The organism is Thiomicrospira microaerophila (genome assembly GCF_000934765.1).
Lineage (GTDB): Bacteria > Pseudomonadota > Gammaproteobacteria > Thiomicrospirales > Thiomicrospiraceae > Thiomicrospira > Thiomicrospira microaerophila.
In genome coordinates this window covers 22,552-29,353 of record NZ_JYNN01000032.1, presented here as the reverse complement: position 1 = coordinate 29,353, position 6,802 = coordinate 22,552, and the positions used below count along the sequence as shown (strand labels likewise).

At 40.4% G+C, this 6,802-nt stretch carries 6 protein-coding genes and 1 pseudogene; all 7 read right to left on the bottom strand.

Annotated features, from left to right (window positions below; genetic code table 11):
- A pseudogene (locus NA59_RS10285) lies at positions 1 to 245 on the bottom strand (IS5/IS1182 family transposase); the annotation flags it as partial.
- Positions 246 to 464: 219 nt separating this feature from the next.
- Positions 465 to 626: a hypothetical protein gene (locus NA59_RS15580; protein WP_157792598.1), complete on the bottom strand. Its 162-nt coding sequence runs from the start codon at positions 624 to 626 to the stop codon at positions 465 to 467.
- A gap of 212 nt (positions 627 to 838) precedes the next feature.
- Positions 839 to 2,113 carry a two-component system response regulator gene (locus NA59_RS10280; RefSeq protein ID WP_044411985.1) on the bottom strand — a complete coding sequence of 425 codons (1,275 nt, stop codon included), beginning with the start codon at positions 2,111 to 2,113 and terminating at the stop codon, positions 839 to 841.
- Positions 2,100 to 2,681: a chemotaxis protein CheW gene (locus tag NA59_RS10275; protein ID WP_052501612.1), complete on the bottom strand. Its 582-nt coding sequence runs from the start codon at positions 2,679 to 2,681 to the stop codon at positions 2,100 to 2,102. Before NA59_RS10275 ends, NA59_RS10280 begins: the two co-directional genes overlap by 14 nt.
- Positions 2,682 to 2,778: 97 nt before the next feature.
- The gene (locus NA59_RS10270) at positions 2,779 to 3,153 is read right to left on the bottom strand and encodes a hypothetical protein (protein WP_044411982.1); all 375 of its coding nucleotides are present in this window, start codon (positions 3,151 to 3,153) and stop codon (positions 2,779 to 2,781) included.
- Positions 3,154 to 3,165: 12 nt separating this feature from the next.
- Positions 3,166 to 3,468 carry a hypothetical protein gene (locus NA59_RS10265; protein ID WP_044411979.1) on the bottom strand — a complete coding sequence of 101 codons (303 nt, stop codon included), beginning with the start codon at positions 3,466 to 3,468 and terminating at the stop codon, positions 3,166 to 3,168.
- Positions 3,469 to 3,570: 102 nt separating this feature from the next.
- On the bottom strand, positions 3,571 to 6,573 hold the full coding sequence (locus NA59_RS14455; protein WP_198401091.1) for a methyl-accepting chemotaxis protein: 3,003 nt from the start codon (positions 6,571 to 6,573) through the stop codon (positions 3,571 to 3,573).
- Positions 6,574 to 6,802 lie beyond the last annotated feature (229 nt).

The window sequence follows — 6,802 nt, the reverse complement described above, 5'->3', positions numbered from 1 at the left end:
GCTACGGTTTCTCGATCAGAGAGTGCAAGCTTGTGTTTGATAATCAGTGCACCGATCACCAAACGTGCGGGTTTGGCGGGACGACCGCGTTTTTGATTGAGCTTGGCATAGTAACTTTGGGCGAAGTCATCCCATGGAATGCACTGTGCAAGTTGAACCCAGCGGTTTTGTGGATCAAGGTCTGATTGGAAGGGCCAATCGAATTCGCTGAGTGATAATTGGGTTACAGAGTGGTCTCGAATCATTTTTGTGCACGCTTTTTTATATCTTGGGGCTGAAAAACTGTGCATTATTATACCACAAAAACAAGTATTTTTGTTTTAAAACAATGATTTATATTTTTTGAGCAGACTCTAATTATTAAACTTGAAGGAAAACAAGTCTGAATTTCAGACAAAATCGAACTCGTTACCCCATCTCTGAAGCCAACCACATAAATGGTTGCTTCTTCTAATTGATCCTGTCTAGTTAATTCGCGCATAAAAAACTACTCTGATTACGGATTTAGCAGCACTGATTTTTTTAGAGTGACCTTGTTGACGACTTAGCATATAAAGCATTCCTTGTTTTGATTGATAGGTTTGCCAGACAATGCCAATTCCTTCGTTTAAAAAAAGCATCATCATAACGTTACTCAAAACGGCCAAGTTAGTTGTCGTCAAGAGGACAAGGTAATTGTCGTCTAATAATGAAAGCTTTACTCTCTTCACCTCAATAATTTATTCAACAGCTTCTACAGATTAAATCAAAATATACTTTGTAAACAAATTACCCATTAAAAGGAAAACCAATACCGCAATACCGCTAATAATTAATCTCAACTTTATTGTCATGCCTGTTACTCCGCCACACCCATGAAATCTTGCGCATTAGCTTTAAGCCAACGTTCTGTATCCATATTATCAAGTGGACGACTAAAGTAGTAGCCCTGTATATAATTAGGGTTCAGCAAACTTACAAATTCAAGCTCCGCTGTTGTTTCTATACCTTCAACTACAATTTCAAGGCCTAATTCTTTACCCATATTGATCATATGCGTCACCATAGACTGCTTTTTTTCATCCTTATCAATATTGGTAATAAACGAACGGTCAACCTTTAATTCATTAAAGGGTAGATGCTCCAACCTTGACATAGAAGATGTACCTGTCCCAAAATCATCAATCGATAATCGAAATCCCTTTAGCCTTATTCGAAGCAAAATATCAGTAAAATGTTCTTGGCAAATATCATGAATTGCTTCAGTTACCTCAAAAACAAGCTGCTCTGACGCAACTTTTGCATTTTCTACACGCGCACCTAAACGTTCAGGCAGGCATAAATCATCTAGCATCTTGGGCGATAAATTTACAGAAACAACAACATTGGTTAAACCTAAAGATCGCCAGTGCGTCAAATCAGACAAAACGCGATCCAAAACATAATCGGTTAATTCCGCAATAACCCCTTCCTGTTCGGCAACAGCAATGAACCTTCCTGGCATAACTAGACCTGCCTGTGGATGATTCCAACGGATGAGCGCCTCGACACATTGTTTATTTTGTGGTAACAAGGCATGTTTAGGCTGATAATAAACCTCAAACTCCTCAGCAACAATGCCTTTACGCAGAAAGGATTCATCAACAATCAAGGCAGATAATTGAGCATCCTCTTCTTTATGATCAGGCAACTCTAACGCGTCTTTAACTTCACCAACCATCATCAAAACTTGTTCAGAAAGCCGCTGAAGGGCTTCTAAAATATCGACCTTAGAAATGTGTTTAACATTCTTAATACCCATCATTTCAGCATATTGCAAAGAACTAGATAAAACATCTTCATCTAACGAGCTTAATATTATAAGCTTCGATCCAGCATGGGCAGGACACTCGGCTGAACCGTAAAAGCGTAAAAACTCTACACCATCCATAATAGGCATCATTAAATCTAGAAAAATAAAGTCAAAATGCCGCTGCGCCTGTTTTAAATGCGACATCCCTTCTTCGCCATTACTCGCCTCCACGATCGCAACATCGCTTAAAATGCCTTCAAGAAATACTCTAATCAGCTTGCGGGTTACTACGTCATCATCAATCAACAGAATCGTTTTTGGATTATCATCAACACACGCCATTATTATTTCCCTCTTTAAACATCTCAATATCAAGCCGGTGTTGCGGCTTAATAGCTTGTTTTAACGTTCCTAGCCCGAGCAACTTGTCAACATCGAGTAAAATGACCATTTTTTGCTCGATACTTGCCAAGCCTTTAATAAACTCATCACTCACTTTTTGGTTGTTATCAAACTGCGGCGCAGTTTGAAGCTCATTTAAATTAATACCTACCACATCACTTACACCATCGACCACCAAACCCATTAACTTACCCACCCTGTCATCTTGGGATACTGCAATTCGAGTAATAACAACAACCGTACTGTGATCATAGGTTGGCTCACCTATGTGAAAAAGCTCGCGCATATCCAAAATAGGTACAATAGCACCACGAATATTAATCACACCTTTGACGTAACTGGGTAAACCTGGAAGGTTAGTTGGCATCTCCCAGCCTCTAATCTCTTGAACACGAAGAATATCGACACCATAGGTTTCATTACCAAGGATAAAGCTTAAAAACTGGGTGTAATCAACCTGTGCTTCTATAGATTCATGATTATTTCCACCTCTTCCCATCTGGAACATGCCAACCTCCTTCATTCGATATATTGCCAAGTGTTTTAAAATTTATTTCACAACAAAATCATTAGTTTAGATAGATTCAACCTAGAAAAGAAGTATGTCAGACTCCTTGCAAATTGGCCATAAATCCGCTTTGTTTTTGATCAAAGTTATCATGTATTTGATAATTTATTAGTACATCAATCGATAACCCCATCTTATTTAAACAGGCCTCATCCGGTGCATTACCGGCTTCGAGCCATTCCGTAACATCCTTGTGTAGTTTTTTAAGACTCTCCATACCTACTAAACGCTGGCTTAACTTATAAATAAGATGCTGAAGAACATAACGTTCTAAATTTACCTTGAGATACCGCTTTCTAAAATAGCCCATTAAATTTTCCATATACATCTCCTCAAATAACGCGATATTCAAGGTAATCGCACGCACGCCACGCTTCTTGCTTAATGGATATTTGCTTTTATAAAAAGCCATATAATCATCTACTTAATTAAAAAAACTTCGATAAATAACTTGTATATTATCCCTGGTTAAATCACCCAAAAATTGATCCCCATCTTCTAGCTTTTCAATATCTACATTCGTGTAAACGGACTCAATAATACCTTCAGCCAAAATAACCGCTTCATCATAATTACCTTGATCTTTTTTTGCTTTATCCAGAATGTCAACATAGGTTTCAAGGGAAAATTGAGCAAGCGTTAACTCTTTAACCCAGAAAAATCCTAACTGGTTATAAAAAAATAACTTTTCTTTTAGCTTACGCTCAAGTTTTAAAAACCTGCTCACCTACTCCACCCATAAAATACAGTTGATACATATACATTGACCTTAAACATCATCGCTAGCGCTCTAAATAATTACTCCCTTTAGCCTTGCTGTCTAAAAGTGTTAAAACTCAGTCCATTCCTTGCTGTTATTTATCGAATTATGCTGATTACCCTTTACTGGATTAGATAATGACTTCGGCGGTATTAACACATTATTTGTTGCGTTGCCGGTTTTAAAGAACGCCATATCCTTTTGAAGAATGCCCGCTTGCTCGCTCAAACTTTCAGATGCCGCGCTGGTTTGTTCTACCAATGCCGCATTTTGCTGAGTTACGCCGTCTATTTGCGCGATGGCATTGTGCACCTGCTTAATACCTTCGGATTGCTCACTTGACGCTTGTGCGATCTGGTTGATCATCGTGGCAACGCCGTTAATTGAATCATTAATCACTTTGAGCACGGCACCCGATTCAGACGCCAGCTTCGTGCCTTCATCAATCCGACCAACGCTTTCATTGATTAAGCCTTTAATATCCTTAGCCGCTTCAGCAGACTTTTGTGCTAACGCACGGACTTCACTGGCGACGACCGCAAAACCGCGTCCGTGATCACCGGCTCGTGCCGCTTCTACTGCGGCGTTTAACGCTAATAAGTTAGTTTGAAACGCAATGCCATCGATTAAGCTGACAATATCAGCAATCTTATGGCTTGATTGTTGAATTGAGTTCATTGCTTCAATAGTCTGCTGCATAACAGCCGCCCCTTGATTGGCTTTCGCCTGCACTTCTTTGGTAACCTGTGCCGTTTGATGGGCATTCTGAGTATTGCTTTGAACCACAGAATTCATTTGATCCATGGTAGCTGAGGTCTGCTCAAGTGCGGCGGCTTGCTCTTGCACACGCTGACTTAAATCTATGGAGCCTTGCGAGACTTCGCTAGCCGCATTACTCACGGTTACAGAGGCTTGTGAAACAGCGTTGACCACCTCTTTCATTTTTTCCATGGAATAGTTAATGGAGTTCTTCAGATTATGAAGCTCACCTTTAAAATGACCGGAAGGCAACTCAACGGTCAGGTCGCCTGATGCCTGAGCCCCAACCACTTCGCTGATTTTAGAAATGGCATCAGAGATCGCTTCCATTGAGTTATTGATACCATTTTTAAGCGTAAGCAAATCACCGCGCGCTTCAACTTCAACACGATGATTAAAGTCGCCCTCTTGCATTTTAGCCATGACATGATTAATGCTATTGATGGTTAACTGCAAGGAGTGAAGAGCTTGATCAACCTTATCACGGAAATCACCTTTAACAGTCTCAGGCATTTTGAGATTAAAGTCACCTTGATACAGGGCATCCATAATAACGCTAAGTGCACGCATGGTATCGCCCACGCTTGCCACCGAGCCATTCACAGCATTTTTCGTAACCCTTAAATCACCGTGCATGGCATCTTTAATTTCCACATCAAACTGCCCGTCTGCAATTGATGACATCACATCATTGATATTGCATAAAGCACGTTGAACATTACCGGCAAAACCATTAAAAGTGTTGACGATATCACTGATCTCATCTCGCGTATCCAATAAAAAAACGCGGTCATTAAAACGCCCTGTACTGATCATCTTTTTCATTGAGGTCGCTATGTCAGTTAGAGGTTTTATCGTGCGACGTTGCACCAGCATGATTAAAAAGCCGACAATCAACATTACAAAAACAACAAACGTAATAATTGTTTGTATTGCTTGGGCTGTCGCTTCTTCAATTTGATGCTGAACTTCAGCGGCGGAATGAATTAAAACATGACGCCCGATGATATTACCGTGACGATCATGTGCCGGAATGTCAACGATGATTTGATCATTGACTCGATAGGCTTGCTGTTGTGCCCCCTCCTGTAAATCTACACCCACAAAATGTTGCTGCAACTGTTTCACTATTGACTCATTAAACCAGCGATCATGAGCCAAACGATAAGTGCCTTTAAAGGTTTGATTAGACGCAATTGATAAAGGGATATTGCCTTTAAATGCACGTTCATCAATCAACAGCACCCAATCAAACCCGATTGATTTTAAATCACCCACAACCGAGGCAATTCCGCCCGAAGCAGAGAGAACACCCACGAATTGATTTTGATAATAAACTGGCGAAAAGCCTGTTACGCCAACCCCGAAATCAGCAAAGTTTAATGTCAACCCCCCAGCAACCTTGGGCTGTGTAATAACCTGATCCAGTAGCGGGTGAGATATGACTTCACCAAAAGAGTTTTCTTGCCATGACTTTACTATCGAGCGCTTATCTAAACCATAAAGATGCGCACGAATATTTTGATAACTTGTTATATTACTGAAATGATCCCTTACACCACTAAGCCTTGCTACCGCTTGATCTCGTCCTGCTTCACCGACCAAAACCGGACCTAACTTATCGTACCCTGACAGGGATGCAGAGATATCCATTACCGAGACCACTTTCGCTTCCAACACAGAGGCGATAAGGTTAGACGACTTTTTGATATCAATCGCAAGTTGACGCGCTTCAATCGGCTCAATACGCAGCTGATAAAACCCCAAAGACAAAATAAGTATGCCAATAAGCAAGATCAAACTCGCATTCACTAACAAAACCTTATGCAGGCTTCCGTTCACCGTTAAAAAGTCCCACCTGGTGGATGCTCGACTTCTTACGAAACCGCCCTGAATGACTTTTCTGCCTTGTTCAATATCACGATAGAGGCTTTCCGCTTGCTGTATTTGCTCACGCGCAAGCGCTGTGCGCACTGAGATATAGCCAACAATTTTTCCGTTATCAACAATAGGCGATGCATTGGCGAGTACCCAGTAATGGTCGCCAGATTTAGCACGGTTTTTAACAATGGCTGACCATGTTTTGCCTTTTTTTAATGTTTCCCACATATCCTTAAACACCGCGGCAGGCACATCGGGGTGGCGCAAAATATTATGGGGTTGACCAATAAACTCTGAGCGAGGGTAGCCCGATACTCTTATAAAGTCATCTGAAGCCGTTAAAACCGTTCCACTTAGATCGGTCGTAGTAGATAAAATGAATTCTTCAGGAATTATAACTTCCTTTTGCGTAACAGGTCTATTATTGAGCACTTTCACCCCCATCCATTAAAATTAAATCTATTATACATTAAATACCTTTTATTACCATAAAGGTTTTGTATCAAAATGTATTAATTGATCTTTTACACAACTTAAATCAATTATTGACAATGCAAAACTTAAACGACTTAAAGGCTTTAGGTTATTAAGTACGCCTCATTAGCCTGAGTATTTCATAAATTTGAGTTGAGATTGCGAAGTGCATTGGGTTTACAAGCAA